This is a genomic window from Photorhabdus sp. RM322S (assembly GCF_042879395.1).
GTDB classification, from domain to species: domain Bacteria; phylum Pseudomonadota; class Gammaproteobacteria; order Enterobacterales; family Enterobacteriaceae; genus Photorhabdus; species Photorhabdus khanii.
Window position 1 is genome coordinate 1 of the sequence record NZ_JBHFKW010000057.1, and the last position, 19890, is coordinate 19890.

General features: G+C 45.2%; 16 protein-coding genes and 1 rRNA gene. 5 read left to right on the forward strand and 12 right to left on the reverse strand.

The window, feature by feature from the left end; all coding sequences use genetic code 11:
• From ACGF63_RS21025 to btuB, 3 genes are all read right to left on the reverse strand, one after another.
• Positions 1–64: ribosomal RNA gene (locus ACGF63_RS21025) — 16S ribosomal RNA — on the reverse strand; the annotation flags it as partial.
• A 356-nt stretch (positions 65–420) separates the two neighbouring features.
• Positions 421–1284, reverse strand: a complete 864-nt coding sequence (gene murI, locus ACGF63_RS21030) for a glutamate racemase (RefSeq protein WP_036844951.1) — start codon at positions 1282–1284, stop codon at positions 421–423.
• A complete protein-coding gene (gene btuB, locus ACGF63_RS21035) occupies positions 1229–3091 on the reverse strand; it encodes a TonB-dependent vitamin B12 receptor BtuB (protein WP_152963610.1) in 1863 nt (620 codons plus the stop codon). Before btuB ends, murI begins: the two co-directional genes overlap by 56 nt.
• Positions 3092–3278: 187 nt before the next feature.
• Between btuB and trmA the strand changes: the two genes are divergently transcribed.
• Positions 3279–4382: a tRNA (uridine(54)-C5)-methyltransferase TrmA gene (trmA, locus tag ACGF63_RS21040; protein ID WP_331251378.1), complete on the forward strand. Its 1104-nt coding sequence runs from the start codon at positions 3279–3281 to the stop codon at positions 4380–4382.
• Between the two features lie 63 nt (positions 4383–4445).
• On the opposite strand, the gene ACGF63_RS21045 is transcribed toward trmA, so the two are convergent.
• Together ACGF63_RS21045 and fabR are read right to left on the reverse strand one after the other, a co-directional pair.
• Positions 4446–4817, reverse strand: coding sequence for a YijD family membrane protein (locus ACGF63_RS21045; protein ID WP_021325465.1), 372 nt, complete (start codon positions 4815–4817; stop codon positions 4446–4448).
• A gap of 23 nt (positions 4818–4840) precedes the next feature.
• A complete protein-coding gene (gene fabR, locus ACGF63_RS21050; protein WP_036844941.1) occupies positions 4841–5485 on the reverse strand; it encodes an HTH-type transcriptional repressor FabR in 645 nt (214 codons plus the stop codon).
• Between the two features lie 193 nt (positions 5486–5678).
• Between fabR and sthA the strand changes: the two genes are divergently transcribed.
• On the forward strand, positions 5679–7076 hold the full coding sequence (gene sthA / locus ACGF63_RS21055; RefSeq protein WP_152963612.1) for a Si-specific NAD(P)(+) transhydrogenase: 1398 nt from the start codon (positions 5679–5681) through the stop codon (positions 7074–7076).
• Here sthA and oxyR read toward each other — a convergent pair.
• From oxyR to argC, 5 genes are all read right to left on the reverse strand, one after another.
• Entirely contained in the window at positions 7068–7973 is a 906-nt protein-coding gene (gene oxyR / locus ACGF63_RS21060; protein ID WP_152963613.1) for a DNA-binding transcriptional regulator OxyR, read from the reverse strand. The two genes, sthA and oxyR, sit on opposite strands and share 9 nt — an antisense overlap.
• 150 nt (positions 7974–8123) lie before the next feature.
• Positions 8124–9503 (reverse strand): argininosuccinate lyase, encoded by a 1380-nt coding sequence (gene argH, locus ACGF63_RS21065; RefSeq protein WP_387632996.1) that lies wholly within the window; start codon positions 9501–9503, stop codon positions 8124–8126.
• Positions 9504–9654: 151 nt separating this feature from the next.
• Entirely contained in the window at positions 9655–10869 is a 1215-nt protein-coding gene (locus ACGF63_RS21070) for an argininosuccinate synthase (RefSeq protein WP_152963615.1), read from the reverse strand.
• A 57-nt stretch (positions 10870–10926) separates the two neighbouring features.
• Positions 10927–11700, reverse strand: coding sequence for an acetylglutamate kinase (gene argB, locus ACGF63_RS21075; RefSeq protein WP_152963616.1), 774 nt, complete (start codon positions 11698–11700; stop codon positions 10927–10929).
• Positions 11701–11725: 25 nt separating this feature from the next.
• Positions 11726–12730, reverse strand: a complete 1005-nt coding sequence (argC, locus tag ACGF63_RS21080; protein ID WP_387632998.1) for an N-acetyl-gamma-glutamyl-phosphate reductase — start codon at positions 12728–12730, stop codon at positions 11726–11728.
• Positions 12731–12832: 102 nt separating this feature from the next.
• Here argC and argE point away from each other — a divergent pair, with 102 nt between their 5' ends.
• The 3 genes from argE (at position 12833) to ACGF63_RS21095 (ending at position 17789) form a co-directional block, all read left to right on the forward strand.
• Complete coding sequence (gene argE / locus ACGF63_RS21085) at positions 12833–13990, forward strand: acetylornithine deacetylase (protein ID WP_162524219.1); 1158 nt, start codon at positions 12833–12835, stop codon at positions 13988–13990.
• A gap of 281 nt (positions 13991–14271) precedes the next feature.
• On the forward strand, positions 14272–16908 hold the full coding sequence (gene ppc / locus ACGF63_RS21090; RefSeq protein ID WP_387632999.1) for a phosphoenolpyruvate carboxylase: 2637 nt from the start codon (positions 14272–14274) through the stop codon (positions 16906–16908).
• A 524-nt stretch (positions 16909–17432) separates the two neighbouring features.
• Positions 17433–17789 carry a YolA family protein gene (locus tag ACGF63_RS21095; RefSeq protein WP_239002547.1) on the forward strand — a complete coding sequence of 119 codons (357 nt, stop codon included), beginning with the start codon at positions 17433–17435 and terminating at the stop codon, positions 17787–17789.
• A gap of 305 nt (positions 17790–18094) precedes the next feature.
• Here the strand turns inward: ACGF63_RS21095 and ACGF63_RS21100 are convergent, their stop codons facing one another.
• A complete protein-coding gene (locus tag ACGF63_RS21100) occupies positions 18095–18358 on the reverse strand; it encodes a hypothetical protein (protein WP_387633000.1) in 264 nt (87 codons plus the stop codon).
• A gap of 134 nt (positions 18359–18492) precedes the next feature.
• A complete protein-coding gene (locus ACGF63_RS21105) occupies positions 18493–19428 on the reverse strand; it encodes a hypothetical protein (RefSeq protein ID WP_152963620.1) in 936 nt (311 codons plus the stop codon).
• Between the last annotated feature and the right edge of the window lie 462 nt (positions 19429–19890).

Sequence of the window (19890 nt, forward strand, 5' to 3'; positions counted from 1 at the left end):
CGACTTGCATGTGTTAGGCCTGCCGCCAGCGTTCAATCTGAGCCATGATCAAACTCTTCTATTAAAAGCTTGATGCTCAAAGAAACTGACTGTTCATTCGTAATGAATTAACTGTTGTTCACTCTTCAAGACTTTAGTGTATTTTTTTGTGATACCGTCTTGTGAGTGCCCACACAGATTGTCTGATTAATTGTTAAAGAGCAGGCTGAAATAAAAAGTAATATTCTCGTTCAGCCGGGCTGCGTATATTACGCTTTTCGCCCGCAGAGTCAAGCGCTTATTCACGTTGCTCTGCCTGGCCTCACACGTTTTGTCAGCGTTGTGTCGGTCAGTGGTGGCGCATTATAGGGGGTTCTTCGGCGCTGGCAATAGTTATTTTAAAAAAAGTTAACGACTGCTGATTATTACGCCAAATTTAACTTAAATTATCAATTTCTCCAGTTTTGAGAATCCATATTCCTGCAAAACAGAGATTAATTCATCAGTCTCAGCATCCATCTTCATACAATAAGCAAGGTTATCTGCTGAAGTACAAACAAGATTCTCCTGATGTTTAACCAACCAAGCTGTCCTTCGGGCAATAGCGGCACCGGAATCAATTAAGCGGGTACCATCAGGCAATACCTGAACTAATTCTTCTGCCAATAGTGGAAAATGAGTACAACCCAATACCACCGTATCAGGTGGTTCTTTCATTCTGAGCCAAGGTTTCAGTATCTTTTTTAAAGCGTCGGAAGATACCTTACCACCATGCAGCTTAGCTTCGGCTAATTCTACCAACTCAGCAGAACCTATAGATTCAATTCTGCAATCTATCGCAAATCTTTCGATAAGTTCTTTTGTATAGGCTCGGTTAACTGTTGCTCTCGTCGCCAGTAGCCCAACAATGCCATTACGAGTTAACTTCGCGGCGGGCTTTATCGCTGGAACCACACCAACCACCGGGAAACGGAACCGCTCACGCAAAGCTGGCAAACTGACGGTACTTGCGGTGTTACATGCAATAACGACTATTGCCAAAGAATGTTTTTGCTGAACGGCATCAACAATTTTAACGACTCGTTCAATAATAAATTCTTCCGATTTTTCACCATAAGGGAATGCTTCATTATCAAATACGTATATATAGTGGAGATCCGGCAACAGTTGCCGGATCTCTTGGTAAACGGATAAACCACCGACACCAGAATCAAAAACTAAAACTGTCGGGCGGACAGGTTTATTCAAATCAGAAGTTATAGCTCCCAGTGAGGTAATATTCACGTCCTGGAGTACGATAGCCATAAACTGTCTCGTAATCTTTATCAAGCAGGTTGGCTATTCTACCACAAATTGTCAGATGAACAGTGACCGGATATGAAACAGTTAAATCCCAAAAGCTAACTCCGCCTAATTTCACTTCTTGAGCGGGAGATGTACTGGAATCTTTATCGTAACGCTGCCCAAGATATTGATAGGTTAATCCCCAATCAAAATCATATAGCTGCCAGTCAAGTTGATATTTCACTTGCTGCTTCGCACGGCGAGTTAAAATCTCATTAGTTTCACCATTACGTGGATCGATATATTGCAATGTCAATTGATGCTGGAATATTCCAGCATCAATTGAACCAGTCCATTCAACACCTTTAATTTTTGCTTTGCCAATATTGTAGTAGCGACTATTTGTATAATCGATCAATTGTTCAATGTCATTACGATATACAGAAAGACGCCAATTCAACAAACCAGTTACGCCTTCTATACCGCCTTCCCATTGTTTACTTTCTTCAGGTTTCAAATCTCGATTACCTCCCCAAGAACCATACATCTGGCTAAGAGTTGGCGCTTTAAACGCCGTACCATAAGAAGCAATCAAACGATAACCTTCAATAAACTCCCAGCCTGCACTGGTTTGCCATGTAGTATTCCAGCCAGCTTCTGAATGCTTATCCGACCGAATCGCGCCCTCCAGAATAAAATCATTTAATTGCTGCTGTGCTGTCAGATATATCCCTGTACTACGTACTGTTTCACTCGTTGGAATATAACTTGTTCCAGCGTCAATGGACTGTTTTTGAAAGTCGACACCCGTACTCACCATTCCCTGATATAGCTGAAAGGTATTTCCCCATTGCAAGTTATATTGTTCAGAATCGCCAAGAGTCGCGGATTTGTCATAGCGCCCATACTTAGGATCAAAGTTGTAGTCTTTTATATGACTATAACTTGCGATTAATTGGGACGAGTAAACCCCTTGGTTAAATTGGATCCCTGAGTCATAATGACGGCTATAAAGTTCACGAGTATCTGGCCTGGCATATGGATAACTCCAGTTAATATCCGCATCATAAGATGTTCTATTGTCATAGCCATAAGCACGGGCAAATCCACTGAATTGCTCATTAAATTTCTGATCAACCCCCAACCAGAGCACTTTACTCATAAAACCATCACGGTCAGGTTGCCTGAAACCACCAGTATTACCCGCAGAAACTACATCAAATCCTTTAGTATAAGTATAGCTGGCTGCTGCTGTCAGTGAGGTGTTTTCAGCTAATTTTTGCTGGGTTGCACCATCATAAACCTGGTAACCGTGTGAGCCGATACCTACGTTTAAACTGGTTCCCGGTTTCTCTCTGGTCGTTATGATATTAATAACGCCGCCAATCGCATCAGAACCATAAACCGCAGAACGTGGCCCACGGATATATTCAATTTTCTGAATCAACGATACAGGTATTTGGCTTAAATCAGAGGAGCCACTGATACCAGCTTGATTCAGACGTATTCCATCCATCAGCACCAATACATGACTAGAGTTAGTACCACGGATAAACAGGGAGCTTAACTGTCCAATGCCACCATGCAGTGCAATATCAACACCGGGCAAGCGGCGTAAAATATCGGCTACGCTATTTGACTGCCAACGCTCAATTTCATCTCGTGTTACAACGGCATAAGGAGCCAATATGCTTGAAACAGGCTGTTTAAATCGACTTGCTGTAACAACCAATGAATCCTGCTGTTCTTCCGCAACAGCAACAGGATTCAAACCAGAGATAACTGCAACTGAAATTGCGGATAATAAAAACCGGTTTTTATTTATCATATAGAGAAAACGTCCAACAATGATTGTTAGAAGGCCAAACCTCCATGCTACGATGAAGGTTCAGACCTGTTTAGAATATAAGCATAGACAGGATTATGAATGCGTAATAAGAAAACTGGACATCCTTTGCTCTTTCCCTACAATTTCGCACGAAAATTTTTCTTACTACAGATATAAGAGAACAAACATAATGCAAAATCTCCTGCCAACGGAAAGCTATGAGCAACAACTTGCAGAGAAGGTAAGCCGTTTAAAAAACATGATGGCACCTTTCCAAACTCCGGAACCAGAGGTTTTCCGTTCACCGGTATCTCATTACAGAATGCGGGCAGAATTCCGAATCTGGCATGAGCAGGATGATTTGTACCATATTATGTTTGATCAACAGACAAAACAGCGTATTCGCATTGTGCAATTCCCTGTTGCCAGTAAATTAATCAACAACATGATGGCAGTGTTAATTGACGCCATTAAATCCGAACAAATCCTGCGCCATAAGCTATTTCAGATTGATTATCTGTCCACTAGCAGTAATAAAATCCTTGTTTCTCTGCTTTATCACAAAAAGTTGGTTGATGAATGGACACAACAGGCGTTAAAACTGCGGGAGGAGTTAAGAAATAAAGGGTTTAATGTTGAGCTAATTGGCAGGGCAGCTAAAACTAAAATCGTATTGAACCATGATTACATTGATGAGGTTTTACCTATTGCAGGTCGGAGTATGATCTATCGTCAGGTAGAAAACAGTTTCACCCAACCAAATACCAGCGTCAATATTCACATGCTCGAATGGGCGATTGATATTACCAAAGGTTCACAAGGCGATTTACTTGAACTTTATTGCGGAAATGGCAACTTCTCTCTGGCATTAGCTCAAAATTTTGAAAGAGTATTGGCGACAGAAATTGCCAAGCCATCCGTTGCTGCTGCTCAATACAATATCGCAGCCAATAATATTGATAATGTGCAAATTATCCGAATGTCGGCAGAGGAATTTACTCAAGCAATGAATGGAGAACGCGAATTTAATCGCCTTCACGGAATCGATTTGAAAAGCTATCAATGTGAAACTATTTTTGTCGATCCACCACGTAGCGGCCTTGATGAAAAAACGGTTGAGATGGTCCAGGCATATCCACGGGTTCTTTATATTTCCTGCAACCCGGAAACCCTTTGCCATAATTTAGAAACATTAACCCGAACGCATAAAATCAGCCGCCTAGCTCTGTTTGATCAGTTCCCTTATACACACCATATGGAATGCGGCGTACTTCTGGAAAAATTAAACTGAGACTTAACCAGCATACAAAACAAAAACGCCGCAGATAGTTATCTCTCCGGCGTTTTTCATCAATTAATGGCTGTTTTCTGCAATTGCCTGGTTTTTACGGACTTTTATTTTTCTGTAAATCCAGAACACCAATATAGTCCCTATTACCGCGGGGAGGAAATTAGAACCAATTTCAGGGTACTCCACCCTGATAATCGCACTATAACTAAATAATCCCAAGAGGAAGCAAGCGACAACCAGTTTAGGCACCCCATCAGGCATTGAATGATTCAAATAGCGCTGATGGAGACAATAAATTGATAACACCAGTGTTATCAATGGGAAAACTGAAAAAGAAACAACTGAGCTAAAAACTGCTGAAAACGTTCCATTAGTTGCTAATCCGACAATAAAAGCGAGTAACAATGTACTTTTGTCCTGGCGGTATTGTTCCATCATTTCGTTCTCCTTCTTCATAGTTATTTAAGTTTAGGGTCCGGTGGATTTATTTCTCTGCGATACCAATAATATGCACCTTTAGCAATCATCCGTAGTTGCAAGACTAAACGTTCTTCCAAACGCTGTCTTTTCTCCAAATCAATATCCAATGCTTCTGCACCTGCACTGAATACTATTGTCACCATTGCCTCTGCCTGTACTTCAGTAAAATGTCTCGGCATATGGCTTTCCTGCTCTAAATAGTCTGCCAACTCAGCAATAAAATGTTGGATTTCCCGTGCGACAGCGGCACGAAATTCAGCAGAGGTACCTGAGCGTTCACGTAATAGTAAGCGGAATGCATTTGGATTATTACCAATAAATTCCATAAAAGTTGAAACAGATGTGCGGATGACACTGCCACCTTTAGCAATACGTTGCCGGGCTTGTCTCATTAACTGACGTAGCATCAAGCCACTCTCATCCACCATAGTCAGCCCTAATTCATCAACATCACGGAAATGGCGATAAAATGAAGTTGGCGCAATGCCTGCTTCCCGAGCCACCTCACGCAAGCTAAGGCTGGTAAAACTCCGTTCAGCACTCAGTTGACTGAATGCCGCTTCAATTAGTGAACGACGGGTTCTTTCTTTCTGTTTCGCTCTGACGCCAGTAATGTTACTCACACGAATCCTGATATCTCTGTCTGAATATAGTGAAGAAATAGACCAAATTTTATAATCATGCTCTTATCATGTCACTGATACGGATTTGTTTCATCATTAAACTGTGACATAAAATCCTTATGACGATTGGGTTATTAACTCAACCAATGTTAATATGGCGTTGTAATTTTGTGTAAAAACAGGTCTTTCCTCTATGCAACATATTCATTTTGACGCCATTGTCATTGGTTCCGGCCCCGGTGGAGAAGGAGCAGCAATGGGATTGGTGAAACAGGGTAAAAGCGTTGCCGTTATCGAACGCTATAACAACGTCGGCGGTGGTTGCACTCACTGGGGTACTATCCCGTCCAAAGCCCTCCGCCACGCCGTCAGCCGTATTATCGAATTTAACCAAAACCCTCTATACAGCGATAATTCCCGCATTCTTCGTTCTTCATTTGCTGAAATCTTACGCCGCGCTGAAATCGTCATTAATCAGCAAACTAGAATGCGCCAGGGATTTTATGAACGCAATGGATGTCGTATGTTTTCCGGGGAAGCAACATTTATTGATGACCACCGGGTGAGTGTGCGCTATGCCGATGATAACTACGATATCTTAAGTGCAGATAAGATTATTATCGCGACCGGCTCCCGCCCATATTGTCCGCCGGATGTTGATTTCACCCATTCCCGTATTTATAACAGCGATTCCATTCTGAAACTGGATCACGAACCACGGCATGTGATTATTTATGGTGCCGGGGTGATTGGTTGTGAATATGCGTCAATTTTCCGCGGATTAGGCGTGAAAGTTGATTTAATCAATACCCGTAACCACTTACTGGCTTTCCTTGATCAAGAGATGTCAGATGCCCTTTCCTACCATTTTTGGAATAGTGGTGTCGTGATCCGCCACAATGAAGAATATTCTAAAATTGAAGGTGTTGATGATGGTGTTATCGTTCACCTCAAATCCGGTAAAAAAGTCAAAGCCGACTGTCTGCTTTATGCTAACGGCCGAACAGGCAATACCGATACTCTTGGGCTGAAAAACATTGGTCTGGAAGCCGATGGCCGCGGGTTACTGAAAGTCAATAAGATCTATCAAACCAGCAACGAAAATATCTACGCGGTAGGAGATGTTATCGGTTATCCAAGCCTGGCATCCGCTGCTTATGATCAGGGCCGAATTGCCGCGCAAGCGATGACTAAAGGAAGCGCCGAAGTTCATCTGATTGAAGATATTCCAACCGGCATCTATACCATTCCTGAAATAAGCTCTGTGGGTAAAACCGAACAACAATTAACAGCAATGAAAGTGCCTTATGAAGTTGGGCGGGCACAGTTTAAACATCTTGCACGCGCACAAATTGCGGGGATGAATGTCGGAAGCCTGAAAATACTGTTCCACAGAGAAACTAAAGAGATTCTTGGTATTCACTGTTTCGGGGAGCGTGCAGCTGAAATCATTCATATCGGCCAGGCTATTATGGAACAAAAAGGTGAAAGTAATACTATCGAATATTTCGTCAATACTACCTTCAACTATCCAACTATGGCTGAAGCCTATCGTGTCGCGGCCCTGAATGGCCTGAATCGACTATTTTGATTGTCCATAATAAGCGCCCATTTTAGCGCTGATAACCTCTGCCAGTTGCTCATAGCGACCACGCAGAGGTGAACCAGGCCGATAAATCAAAATAACAGACCGCTTAGGTTCAGGGTTACCACACCCCAGATAACAGACACCATCACGTTTTCTCTCCTGCGGAACTGCCAGATCAGGCAATAACGTGATTCCACTCCCGGCAGCAACCATATTACGCAGGGTTTCCAAACTGGTTGCCCGGAAATGTGTATCTTCCTTCGCTCCGGCTTGAAAACAGAAACCCATGGCCTGATCACGTAAGCAATGACCATCTTCCAGCATCAGCAGCTTCTCACCTGCCAATTCATCCATAGCAATTTTTTCTCTATCTGCCCAGGGATGGTCATCATAGATTGCCAGTTTCATTGATTCTTCAAACAATGGCACTTCGATGAAAGCTTCTGTCTCCTTAACCATCGCCAGAATCGCACAATCCAATTTGCCACTATCCAACTGGGCTAACAAACTTTGCGTCTGAGCTTCATGCAGATACATTTCCAACTTAGGAAATAAACTATGAAGTTCAGGAATAATATGAGGTAACAGATATGGACCAATTGTTGGAATCAGACCAATATGCAGAGGGCCAGACATATTTTCCCCCTGAAGTGATGCCATTTCCTGTAGGATCCTAACCTCACGGAGAACCGTTCTAGCCTGTTCCACTAATAACATCCCTTGTTGCGTGAACAAAACCTTACGACTAGTGCGTTCCAACAGCATGACACCCAGATCATCCTCAAGCTTACGAATTTGCCCGCTTAACGTAGGCTGGCTGACGTGGCATGAATCGGCAGCATGGCGAAAGTGCCGATGCTCCGCAAGAGCCACAAGATATTCCAGATCGCGGATATTCATTCCCACCTCAACATATTTAATATAAATGATAGAAACTACCAATAGATAATTATATCAATGTGAGGAGAAGACTATCAGATAATCCTTAAAAACTTATATGTAAAGATCTCATTTATTTTACAGGGGATATTAATATCCCCTAACGATGACTCACTTAAGCTTTAGCCTCTGTTTAGCATCTGTAATCGCTTTCATGACCTGTTTCCGCGATACACCACCTTTTGCAAGACGCTTATCCAGACAAGATTGCAGAGACAAAATATCGTATACATCTTCAGTAATTGTGCTGCTAAATTTCTGCAACTCTGCCAATGACAGCTCTTCCAGCGCCTTACCTTGCGCAAGCGCCATAATCACGGTTTCCCCGACAATATGGTGAGCCTCACGGAATGGAACACCTTTTGCGACCAGATAATCAGCCAATTCAGTTGCGTTAGCATAACCCTGTTTAGCCGCTTCTTCACAACGTGAACGCCTGACTTGAATACCATCCAGTACCAACGCTGCCATATGCAAGCAATCGAGCCAAGTGTCCAGCGCATCGAACAACCCTTCTTTATCCTCCTGCATATCTTTATTATAGGCCAGCGGCAGACCTTTCAGGGTCATCATCATACCGGTCAATGCTCCCTGCACCCGCCCACATTTCCCGCGGATTAACTCCAGCGCATCCGGGTTTTTCTTCTGTGGCATCAGGGAAGACCCAGAAGTCACCTGATCTGACAGTTCAACAAAGCCCGCTTCACCACTGTTAAAGAAAATCAGGTCTTCAGCAAAACGGGAAAGGTGGATCATGCTGATACTAGCGTCAGACAGCAATTCCAGTACATGGTCACGATCTGAAACGCTATCCAGACTGTTACGGGTCGCGGAAGCGAAACCCAGCCATGACGCCAATTGTTCGCGGTCAATATCATAAGCGGTTCCGGCCAATGCTCCGCATCCAAGCGGACTGGTATCTAGCCGTCTTAAAGTATCCTGTAACCGGCTTTCATCACGAGCCAACATTTCTACATAAGCCAGGCACCAATGAGCAAATGTGACAGGCTGTGCTCTTTGCAAATGGGTATAACCCGGCATAACCGCATCCTGATTATTCTCTGCGGTAACAACCAATACCTGCTGTAATGCCACAATTGCCTGATGAATATAGGTAATATGTTCTTTACACCAAAGTTTGAGGTCTGTTGCCACCTGATCATTACGGCTACGACCTGTATGAAGCTTCTTACCCAGATCGCCGACTTTGCTGATCAACTGCCCTTCCACCCAACTATGAATATCTTCCGCATCACTTTGCAGGATGGCTTGTGGACTAGCTTGAACCTCACTCAGCAATTCATTTAATGCCATTTCCAGCTTTTGTTGCTCCTCAGCCGTCAGCACACCAACAGTCACCAGCGCTTTCGACCATGCAACCGAACCTGTAATGTCCTGCTCCGCCAGTCGGTAATCAAAGCGAAGTGAATCGTTAAATTGTTTGAACCGTTGATCTGCTTCCTGACTGAAACGCCCACCCCAAAGTGCCATATTTTTATTCCTGATTATCTGATGCCTGAGTGATGTATTGCCTTTTATAAGCCGTAATTTCATGCATTAAGTGGAGATAATGGACCAGAAAAGCCAATCCAGGAACGGATTCACAATCTGGTCATTATCCTAGTTGCCACGAACGATGAAATTACTCTTTACTATTCAATGCCCGAATACGTGAAGAGAGAGAATACAGACGAATAAACCCTTCTGCATGGCTGTGATCGTAAACCTCATCTTCACCAAACGTTGCAAACGCTTCAGAATAAAGGCTGTTTGCCGATCTCTTCTGGATTGCTGTCACCTGGCCTTTATAGAGTTTCAGTACCACTTCACCACTGACATCCGCAGCCAACATCTCAGCGGCTGCCTGAATAGACTGACGCAACGGCGCGAACCAACGTCCGTCATAAACGACATAGGACATTTCCAGCCCAAGTTGCTGGCGCCATTTAAAGCTATCGCGATCCAGCACCAGTTGTTCGACACCACGCAATGCGGCCATCATGATGGTTCCTCCCGGTGTTTCATAACAACCACGGGATTTCATTCCCACCAACCGGTTTTCCACGATATCAATCCGACCAATACCATGTTTTGCCCCCAACACATTCAACGCTTCAAGGCATTGATATGGCGACATTACCTCACCGTTAATCCCAACAACTTCGCCTTTCTCAATAGTGACGTTCACCAGTTCAGCTTCATCTGGCGCTTCTTCTGGTTCCACTGTCCACACCCAACAATCTTTATTGGATGCATTCCAAGTGCTTTCCAGCACGCCACCTTCTGTAGAGATGTGCCATGCATTCTCATCACGGCTGTAAATTTTCTCCAGTGTTGCCGTCGTTGGAATATCCCGTGCTTTCAGATAATCCAACAACGCTTCGCGGGAACGTAAATCCCACTCTCTCCACGGAGCTACCACTTTCAGATGGGGCGCTAACGCGGTATAGGTACTCTCAAACCGAACCTGATCGTTACCCTTACCTGTCGCACCATGAGCAAGTGCATCGGCCCCCACTTTCAGTGCCAGTTCAACCTGAGCTTTAGCAATAATTGGCCGCGCCATTGAAGTTCCCAGCAAATAGCTGCCTTCATACAAGGCACCGGTTTTCAGTACTGGATAAACATAATCTTTAATGAATTCCTCACGCAGATCCACAACGTGACATTCTGATGCGCCAGAACGCAAAGCTTTTTGTTCCACGCCTTCCAGATCTTCACGGCTTTGCCCCACATCGGCGACAAATGCAACAACTTCACAGTTGTCATAATGCTCTTTCAGCCAGGGAATAATGGCAGAAGTATCCAGACCACCAGAATAAGCGAGAACTATTTTTTTAATATCTTTAGTATGCATGAAGTTACCCTTTGAAATTCCGTTGTTGTTCATTGCCGAAAATTAATCAAACTTGATTTAAGCCAGAATACGAGTACCGACGGGAACACCGTTAAATAAGGCAGTCAGTTGATCCGCATGACGCCAACTGGCGATATCTACCGGGCGACCTAATGTTTTAGCTGCATCCAAAGCTGCATTCACCTTCACGATCATGCCGTCAGTAATGATGCCCTGCACAATAAGTTGTTCAGCTTTCTGAGCGGTCATATCAGGGATCTTCTGCCCTTTACCATCCAAAATGCCGCTAACATCAGAGAGCAATACCAGATCAGCCCCCAAAGTCTGAGCTATCGCCGTTGCTGCCTGATCCGCATTCACATTCATCAGCTCCCCTTTATCAGTTACACCAATCGAGCTAATAATGGGTATATAACCAGCCTCCAGTAACATTCTTAGCAACCTAGCATCACCCGGCATCGCTTTCCCCACATGCCCCAACTCTTCACTCAGTTGGGAAACCGTGACCACATTACCATCTCCTAAATATAATCCAACTGATGCAAGCTGATACTTAGTCGCCCACGACAACAAAGTTTTATTAGCGATACCTGCCAATGCGCCGGTGATAATCCCTATCTGCTCAACGGGTGTTACCCGTAATCCTTGCTCCTTCACTACCGGCAGTTGCAGCTTCTGCATCAGTTCATCTACCAGACAACCACCACCATGAACAATCACCAACTGGCGTTTATGTGTTTGCCGATATTCCTGTAATGCAGTAAACAAGCGTTCCAGTGCTTCTTCATTGTCCAATAACACGCCACCTAACTTTATGACTAAAGGTTCCATCTGCTTTACTCCCTCATGCCAATAATTAAAGTAATGCCTGAGTTTCTTCAAACCCAAAACGTATATTCATACACTGAACTGCCTGCGCTGCCGCGCCTTTCAAGAGATTATCCTCAGTACCGACAATAATCAGGTGATCACCCTGTACAACAAAACCAATATCACAGAACGGTAATCCAACAACCGATTTCAGAGCTGGCACTCCTTTGTTGTAAAGACGTACCAGAGGCTTATCTTTATATGCCTGTTGATAAGCTTCACTTATCTGTTCTGCGGTAACACCGGACTTCAATTTACAGGTAATCGTGGCAAGAATACCCCGCGCAAAATTGCCAAGATGCGGAGTAAAAATCACCCTGGTCCCCAGATGTTCCTCAATCTCAGGTAGGTGACGATGAGTAAATATCCCATAAGGTTGCAGGCTAACTTCGCAGAAACTGTTGGTTATACTGGCCTTCCGACCTGCACCACTCACACCGCTAGTCGCATTAATCACCGGCCAGTGACCGGTATCGAGCAAACCCTTTTCCAGTAGTGGCTTTAGAGCGAGTTGAGAAACAGTTGGATAACATCCCGGGACAGCAACCAACTGGGCCTGTTTAATTTCTTCAGTCTGCCATTCGGCAAGTCCATATACAGCTTGTGTTAACCATTGAGTATGCTTATGTTTGAATCCGTAGTATTGTTGATAAATCTGAGCATTTTGTACGCGATAGGCACCGGACAAATCGAACACAACGCAACCTGCTGCCAGAAATACCGGCGCAATGTCATGACTGACCTCATGGGCGGTGGCAAGGAAAACCACATCAATCCCTTTAGCAGCATCAGTAATATCAGTCAGCGGTTGCAGCGGTAGATCAACGATGCCTTTATACTGTGGATGTAAATCTGAGAAGCATTTATCTGCATCAACGCTCTGAGCAGAAACCATTAGCCTAATCAGATTTATATGTGGGTGACGATGCAGATATGCTGCCAGTTCTGCTCCGGTATAACCACTTGCACCAACAACCAGCGTATTCAACATGGGATATCTTTACCTTGTGCTCAGTATTTAAACGGGATAATGTATTTTTATTCAAAAAAAATGCATGAATATTGATACTATCATGAATAAAGGCTGTCAACAGTGAATATTAAATTACCTCCATTTATTGAGCTATTTCGGCAGTTAATCGCTACTCCCTCAATCAGTGCCACCGATATCAGTATCGATCAAAGTAATGAGTCTTTAATCAACCTGCTGGCAAGCTGGTTAAAGGAAATTGGTTTCGAAATTGAAATACAACCGGTACCCGAAGTCCGCGGGAAATATAATTTACTGGCAACTCTGGGGAAGGGTTCAGGTGGATTACTGCTATGTGGGCACACCGATACCGTCCCTTTTGACGAAGGGCGCTGGACTAAAGATCCCTTCACCCTGACAGAACGTGATAACAAACTATATGGTTTAGGTACGGCAGACATGAAAGGCTTTTTCGCCTTTATCATTGATGCCTTGCGGGATATTGATGTCAGTAAAATAACCCGTCCGCTGTACATTCTGGCTACCGCGGATGAAGAGACAACAATGGCAGGTGCCCGTTATTTTGCGGCAAGTACAACTATCCGACCGGATTTCGCGATTATCGGTGAGCCGACGGCATTGCGGCCTATCTGTGCACACAAAGGGCATTTATCGAACGCTATCCGCATCGTTGGCCAATCCGGACACTCCAGTGATCCAGATCGTGGTATAAACGCCATTGACTTGATGCACGAATCTATTGGTCACCTGATTGAACTACGCAATACGCTAAAAGAGCGTTACAACAACCCGGCGTTTACCATTCCATACCCAACCATGAACTTCGGCTATATTCATGGCGGTGACGCAGTAAACCGTATTTGTGCCCATTGTGAATTGCATATGGATATTCGCCCGTTACCGGGACTAACGTTACAGGATCTGAACGGACTGTTAAATGAAGCGCTGGAACCAGTTAAGCAACGTTGGCCTGGCCGCTTAACTATCGATGAATTACATGCCCCTATTCCCGGTTATACATGCCCAACCGATCACAAGATGGTTGACGTGATTGAGAAACTGCTAGGCCGCAAGGCTGAAACGGTCAACTACTGTACCGAAGCACCGTTCATTCAGGAAGTATGCCCAACGTTAGTCCTTGGCCCAGGTTCTATTGAACAGGCACATCAGCCGGATGAGTTTATTGATATGTCATTTATTGAACCCACCAAAAAGGTAATTTCTCAGTTAATCGATCATTTTTGTCTAAGCAATAATTAATCATTTTACTCGTCCCCCAAAAGTCAGGGGGACTCAAGCATCATAACAAGCAACAAAAGCACCTTTCCCAAGCCTTCTGCGCATAAGTAATACTTATGGAACATGACCTACCATTAAATTTTAGAAATTTCGCCCAAACTGATTATTTTCTGATATGAATATGAGGGCTTAGGGTAAATGCAACATTGTGGCGCCACAAAAAACAATTTCCCGCCACGTTAATAAAATTTTTCTACAGGAACAGAATCAACATTCTGCCAGTTATAAAGGCCAAGAGTCACATGAATCAACAATATTCCGCAATGCGCAGTAATGTCAGCATGCTAGGTAAGCTGCTGGGAGATACGATCAAAGAAGCTTTAGGAGAAGATATTCTCGATAAAGTTGAAACTATCCGCAAATTATCCAAATCATCCCGTGCCGGCAATGAAGCACACCGCCAGCAACTATTATCCACATTGCAAAACTTATCCAATGATGAACTGTTGCCGGTTGCCCGCGCTTTCAATCAATTTCTCAACCTGACAAATGTCGCGGAACAATATCACAGCATATCCCCACATGGTGAAGCTGCCAGCAACCCGGTTGCTTTGGCGAAGTTATTCACCCAGTTAAAAGAAAAAAATTTCAATAACGACGATCTGAAAAAAGCGGTGAATGAGCTGTCTATTGAACTGGTCCTCACCGCTCACCCAACTGAAATAGCACGTCGTACCTTGATCCACAAACTGGTGGCCGTTAACACCTGCCTGTCACAATTAGATCACGATGACCTGGCAGATTATGAGCGTAATAACATCATGCGCCGCCTGCGCCAGTTAGTCGCCCAGTCATGGCATACCGATGAAATCCGTAAAATCCGCCCTACTCCCATTGATGAAGCTAAATGGGGCTTCGCTATGGTGGAAAACAGCTTATGGGATGGTGTGCCGGCATTCCTGCGTGAATTCAATGAACAGTTGGAAGAATCCATTGATTACAGCTTGCCGGTCGAAGCTGTTCCCATCCGTTTTACTTCCTGGATGGGCGGCGACCGCGACGGCAACCCGAATGTCACGGCTGAAGTTACTCGCCATGTATTACTACTTAGCCGCTGGAAAGCGGCCGATCTGTTTCTGAAAGATATTCAGGTTTTGGTTTCTGAATTATCCATGTCCGAATGCACATCAGAAGTTCGCAAACTGGCAGGTGGTGATGAAATTCTGGAACCTTACCGGGAAATTGCCAAAAAACTGCGAGCACAACTCAGCAATACACTGGAATATTTAGAGAAACGGCTGAAAGGGGAGCAAGTTTTGCCACCCACTGATCTGCTGGTGGATAATGAACAGCTCTGGCAGCCCCTTTACGCCTGTTATCAATCACTGAAAACCTGTGGCATGGAAATCATCGCCAACGGCCAATTATTGGATATCCTGCGCCGTATTCGTTGCTTCGGCTTGTCACTGGTACGCATTGATGTCCGTCAGGAAAGCAGCCGCCATACAACCGCCATGTCTGAATTGACGCAATACCTGGAATTAGGAGACTACGAAAGCTGGTCCGAAGAAGAGAAACAGGCTTTCTTGCTGCATGAACTGAATTCCAAACGCCCACTGATCCCACACAACTGGCAACCAAGCGCTGAAACTCAAGAAGTTTTCGAAACCTGTAAGGTGATTGCAGAATCACCTCAAGACGCCATCGCTGCTTACGTTATCTCAATGGCTAAAGTGCCCTCTGATGTATTAGCGGTTCACCTGCTGCTGAAAGAAGCCGGTTGTCCGTTCACCTTACCAGTTGCACCGTTGTTTGAAACCCTTGATGACCTGAATAACGCCGAGGATGTCATTCAACAATTAATGAATATTCAATGGTATCGTTCTCTGATTCAGGACAAGCAGATGGTGATGATTGGCTACTCTGACTCGGCAAAAGATGCCGGAGTGATGGCTGCGGGATGGGCGCAATACCGCGCACAAGATGCACTAATCAAAGCCTGTGAAAAAGAAGGCGTCATGCTGACCTTGTTCCACGGTCGCGGCGGTACCATTGGCCGTGGCGGCGCACCAGCACATGCAGCGCTGCTTTCCCAGCCACCGGGAAGCCTGAAAGGAGGGCTGCGTGTCACTGAGCAGGGTGAAATGATTCGTTTCAAATTCGGTCTGCCACAGGTCACTATCAGTAGCTTAGCGTTGTATGCCAGCGCAATTCTGGAAGCCAACCTGCTACCACCACCGGAACCTAAGCCGGAATGGCATCAGATAATGGATACCTTGTCTGATGTTTCTTGCAAGATGTATCGTAATTATGTACGTGAGCAACCTGATTTTGTACCTTATTTCCGGGCTGCAACGCCAGAACTGGAATTAGCTAAACTACCTTTGGGTTCTCGCCCGGCCAAACGCCGCCCGACAGGGGGTGTGGAAAGTTTACGGGCTATCCCGTGGATTTTTGCCTGGACACAGAACCGCCTAATGTTGCCGGCCTGGTTAGGCGCAGGTGCTGCACTACAAGCAGTCGTGAATGATGGTAAACAGGATGTACTGGCAGAAATGTGCCGCGATTGGCCCTTCTTTACAACCCGCATTGGTATGCTGGAGATGGTTTTCGCTAAAGCGGACCTATGGTTGGCGGAATATTATGATCACCGTTTAGTGGATAAGCGTTTATGGCCGTTAGGCCAGCAACTACGTGAACAACTTTCCGCGGATATTAAAACGGTATTAACCATTTCCAAAGATGAACATCTGATGGCAGATTTACCGTGGATTGCAGAATCAATCGCCCTGCGTAATGTTTATACCGATCCATTAAATGTTTTGCAGGCGGAACTTCTGCTACGTTCCCGTCAGCAGCAACACCCTGATCCACAGCTTGAACAGGCGCTGATGGTCACAATAGCGGGTGTAGCGGCAGGAATGCGAAATACAGGTTAGTCGTTGTCAGTAGAAAACAATCTCCGCACGACAGTAGTGATATTATTGAGCACAATACGGGTATCTTTTATCTCCATATAACCCCATACAAGATATGCTCAATGGTATCGAGGAAGTCATTGCTCGACAGGTGAAACATGCTTGAAGAGCAATTCCTTAATAATTTACCCTCCCTGTTCCACTAAGCAAAAGACACGATAAGATCAGGCTAAATTCCGCCCACTACATAAATAAAATTTGATAATGTGATTTTTGCTCACTTCCCTAGAATTGTGCCTTTCCATTTCTAAGAGAGTTCAATCATGAAGAAAAATAAACTTGCCATTTTGTTATCTCTTGCCTCCCTGTTTGGCATTAATGCCTATGCCCAAACAGAGAAACCACAGGAAGCCCCTGCTGCTAAACATGCCCTGACAGCGCAATCCCAGCTGCTACCTAACCCTAAGAGTCCCATCCGTGCCGACGGGAAGGAACTCGACATTAAGTCTGAGATAGCTTACATCCCCGCTCCCACGCTAACCAATATGTGGATCTATGCCGTTGGCTCGACGAATTGCGGATGGGAATACACTTCCAACTTGCCGGTGACGAACTGCAATCACGGAGGGGGCCTGCTTCGCGCAGCCGTTCTGGAAATTGGCTACGGATTCAACCCCATTGCTGGGATGAACGGCGCTATACTGCCAGGCTCGATGTACTCTTCTACACCAGTTTGTATTACAGGCGGGTACTACACTTGGCCATGTCCTGCGGGCCAAATTGTAGCTGGCTGGCTTAAGGAATACACCCTCGACGGCTACCAGAATGGTATCTTCAGATACCAAAATACTTCCACTAATTGGCCTCATAATACTATGTCAACGCAGATCAGCATTCTTTAATCTGCTGAAATCTGTAAAGGGCGGTAAACCGCCCTTACTCATTTCTACGCGCAGGTATCGACGCCGATGGTTTAGCCTCGGTACCGCTGCATGATAGATTCAAGCACCTTGAGCATCTTTTTATCGTTACGCATCATGCTAGTAAAATCGGCTTGCTTAACACCACCTAATTTCTATCAGAGAAACCTCGGCTGTAGCCGACGCAACACTAGGCAATTGTGTGCGCTAGCTGGCATCGCTCATGATTTGCAATAATGCACCTGATATTTCCGCCCGCATTGGGCGGAGGCTTACGGCGATTTTTGCTAAACTTTGTGCCACGAGGTCCCTTGAATGCCTAATGGCTGCCATCCCTGGCTTTCAGTGGTAGGGAATGTAGCCGTAAGGTCCCTAGCTTGCTGTAACATCCGTCCGACTAAGCTGGCCAGCAACTCAGCATCCAGCTTTTCCAGCCATTCTCGGCTCCAAAGCAGAGTCTCACCCTCTTCACTGCGGCTCAATTGCAGCGGCGGCCAGTCGGCTAACGTAGCCAAAGAACGGGGTTGGACATTACCCAGCGGAATAAACAAAGTTACCAGCTCATCGCGTTGGCGAATATGCAGGCTAAAAGGACCGAGCGGCAGATCAAGCCCCTCCGTGTGCAGGGACTCCTCGGTCTGACCAAGGAGCCGGCACAGATCCGATAATAGGAGATTGAACATGATTACTCTTTATGGTTGTCAAACACGGATTCAGTCGGCGGCCACAGGTTGGCGATTGGAGGCTTACTTGGTGTACCTTGTAGCTCACCACCTATGGTCGCAGCCCAAGGATCGATGACACGTGCCTGGGAACCCCAAGTTTCGGGTTTGCCAAGCTCACTGTTGGGATCGCGACCGATCACTACGAAGCAGTGGGTCTGGGTATGCCCCTTGGAGCCACGATGAGCGACTACCTCAATGCGCTGCTGGTCGTCTTGATTGTGCTTCATCAATTCTGCTGCCGCAGAGTAGGCCAAGGTGGTACAGCAGCCAGCCTGGGCCTGAGCGACATGGCGGGCGATGGATTGCAACTGGTTGAGGCTGACGTTGCCTCGCTTGGCGGCGATGGCTGCCATGTTGGACATCATGTTGGCTTGGCTGTTAACTTTCTGGCGCTCAGGATTATCATTGAATAACCGTAACCTCTCCATAATTTGCTGATATTGGGAATTCTGCTTGCTAACGAAGGTGCCTGCATCGGTGCATGCATAGGTTCCCATCTTCTGCAAGGTTGGCATGGCCTGTTGCAACATGGCCTTGATACCGGGCGCGACCACATTTGGCTGGTGGGCACGCACCATAACACCCTGTTCCGCCAGAGCCTGTTTGAGTTCGGTGAGGCGGGTGCCCCGGGCCTCCACCTCTTTGGGATGGTGGTTCTCCCATTGCTGGATAGCATCTTGTACCCGTTGGGCCTGCCCGCTGCTGGGGGCACTCTGCAACTGGCGCAGTTCAGTGATCAACTGTTTGAGATCCGAACTCTGGAAGTGCAGAGGACCACGTCGAACAGACTGTTCGAACAGACGGTTGCCCTGTTCGAGTAGAGGAGAGACGGCAGCGCGCTGAGGAGCCTGCATTTGGCTAAGTGGCATACGGCCGCTAATGGGTGAGATTGGCATAATCTTTTCCAAAATTAGGTTGAGTTAATTAGGGGCATCTTAGTATTTTTCCTGCCCTGCTTATGTAAAAAAGTGACCAGATTTTTGTCTGTTTTGGGTAATCAGAAGATTTCCGTTATCGACTCAATACTCAAACTTACCTACTCAAATTTTATACAGTAAAATGCTGCATACGTTAATTTACTGTATTTATAGGAAAATGCTTAAACACCTATCTTATTCGGATAATATTCTTTTACGTGAAGATTTACTTTCAACTCACTATTAACGGTTAATGATTTTCTATTAAATACCATTAACTATCCTGCTAAAAAGTCACATTTATTAAATTAAATCCGCTCCTGATCTAAAATATTTAATATTTCTACATTCACGTTTTTAAATGATTACGGCAGGTTAGGCTAATGTAAAATAAGCAGAATATAAAATCGCAGACAAATGAATTAAACATGGCAGGGTAAA

Excerpts from the sequence above, each read along its gene's own strand:
- ACGF63_RS21045 (WP_021325465.1), bottom strand. The coding sequence starts at position 4,817 with ATGGAACAATACCGCCAGGACAAAAGTACATTGTTACTCGCTTTTATT.
- ACGF63_RS21095 (WP_239002547.1), top strand. The coding sequence starts at position 17,433 with ATGTGGATCTATGCCGTTGGCTCGACGAATTGCGGATGGGAATACACT.
- argH (WP_387632996.1), bottom strand. The coding sequence starts at position 9,503 with ATGGCACTTTGGGGTGGGCGTTTCAGTCAGGAAGCAGATCAACGGTTC.
- oxyR (WP_152963613.1), bottom strand. The coding sequence starts at position 7,973 with ATGAATATCCGCGATCTGGAATATCTTGTGGCTCTTGCGGAGCATCGG.
- argC (WP_387632998.1), bottom strand. The coding sequence starts at position 12,730 with ATGTTGAATACGCTGGTTGTTGGTGCAAGTGGTTATACCGGAGCAGAA.
- ppc (WP_387632999.1), top strand. The coding sequence starts at position 14,272 with ATGAATCAACAATATTCCGCAATGCGCAGTAATGTCAGCATGCTAGGT.
- btuB (WP_152963610.1), bottom strand. The coding sequence starts at position 3,091 with ATGATAAATAAAAACCGGTTTTTATTATCCGCAATTTCAGTTGCAGTT.
- ACGF63_RS21105 (WP_152963620.1), bottom strand. The coding sequence starts at position 19,428 with ATGCCAATCTCACCCATTAGCGGCCGTATGCCACTTAGCCAAATGCAG.
- argB (WP_152963616.1), bottom strand. The coding sequence starts at position 11,700 with ATGGAACCTTTAGTCATAAAGTTAGGTGGCGTGTTATTGGACAATGAA.
- ACGF63_RS21070 (WP_152963615.1), bottom strand. The coding sequence starts at position 10,869 with ATGCATACTAAAGATATTAAAAAAATAGTTCTCGCTTATTCTGGTGGT.
- sthA (WP_152963612.1), top strand. The coding sequence starts at position 5,679 with ATGCAACATATTCATTTTGACGCCATTGTCATTGGTTCCGGCCCCGGT.
- murI (WP_036844951.1), bottom strand. The coding sequence starts at position 1,284 with ATGGCTATCGTACTCCAGGACGTGAATATTACCTCACTGGGAGCTATA.